The sequence below is a fragment of the Streptomyces sp. NPDC005706 genome, assembly GCF_040631045.1.
Taxonomy (GTDB): domain Bacteria; phylum Actinomycetota; class Actinomycetes; order Streptomycetales; family Streptomycetaceae; genus Streptomyces.
In genome coordinates, this window is record NZ_JBEXYS010000076.1 from 1 (window position 1) to 1,435 (window position 1,435).

The 1,435-nt window shown below is 57.1% G+C and carries 1 rRNA gene; it reads left to right on the forward strand.

Going from position 1 to position 1,435, the window contains the following annotated elements:
- Positions 1 to 1,435 (forward strand): 23S ribosomal RNA (locus tag ABZ478_RS39255); the annotation flags it as partial.

Consider the following 1,435-nt stretch of genomic DNA (forward strand, 5'->3'; position numbering starts at 1 on the left):
TCTCGTGACTGCGTGCCTTTTGAAGAATGAGCCTGCGAGTTTGCGGTGTGTTGCGAGGTTAACCCGAGTGGGGAAGCCGTAGCGAAAGCGAGTCCGAACAGGGCGATTCAGTAGCACGCTCAAGACCCGAAGCGGAGTGATCTAGCCATGGGCAGGTTGAAGCGGAGGTAAGACTTCGTGGAGGACCGAACCCACCAGGGTTGAAAACCTGGGGGATGACCTGTGGTTAGGGGTGAAAGGCCAATCAAACTCCGTGATAGCTGGTTCTCCCCGAAATGCATTTAGGTGCAGCGTCGTGTGTTTCTTGCCGGAGGTAGAGCACTGGATAGGCGATGGGCCCTACCGGGTTACTGACCTTAGCCAAACTCCGAATGCCGGTAAGTGAGAGCACGGCAGTGAGACTGTGGGGGATAAGCTCCATGGTCGAGAGGGAAACAGCCCAGAGCATCGACTAAGGCCCCTAAGCGTACGCTAAGTGGGAAAGGATGTGGAGTCGCACAGACAACCAGGAGGTTGGCTTAGAAGCAGCCACCCTTGAAAGAGTGCGTAATAGCTCACTGGTCTAGTGATTCCGCGCCGACAATGTAGCGGGGCTCAAGCGTACCGCCGAAGTCGTGTCATTGCAGCATATACGGCCAACGCCGGCTGTGATGGGTAGGGGAGCGTCGTCTGCCGGGTGAAGCGGCACTGGAAGGTAGTCGTGGACGGTTGACGAGTGAGAATGCAGGCATGAGTAGCGATACAAACGTGAGAAACGTTTGCGCCGATTGACTAAGGGTTCCTGGGTCAAGCTGATCTGCCCAGGGTAAGTCGGGACCTAAGGCGAGGCCGACAGGCGTAGTCGATGGATAACCGGTTGATATTCCGGTACCCGCTGTGAAGCGTCAAACATCGAGCATCGTGATGCTAAGGCCGTGAAGCCGCCCTGATCTCTTCGGAGTTGAGGGGAGTGGTGGAGCCGCCGAACCAAGCGGTTAGTAGGTGAGTGATGGGGTGACGCAGGAAGGTAGTCCATCCCGGGCGGTGGTTGTCCCGGGGTAAGGGTGTAGGACGAGTGGTAGGCAAATCCGCCGCTCATGTGTCTGAGACCTGATGCCGAGCCGATTGTGGTGAAGTGGATGATCCTATGCTGTCGAGAAAAGCCTCTAGCGAGTTTCATGGCGGCCCGTACCCTAAACCGACTCAGGTGGTCAGGTAGAGAATACCGAGGCGTTCGGGTGAACTATGGTTAAGGAACTCGGCAAAATGCCCCCGTAACTTCGGGAGAAGGGGGGCCACACTCGGTGAGAGCACTTGCTGCTCGAGCTGGGGGTGGCCGCAGAGACCAGCGAGAAGCGACTGTTTACTAAAAACACAGGTCCGTGCGAAGCCGTAAGGCGATGTATACGGACTGACGCCTGCCCGGTGCTGGAACGTTAAGGGGACCGGTTAGCTC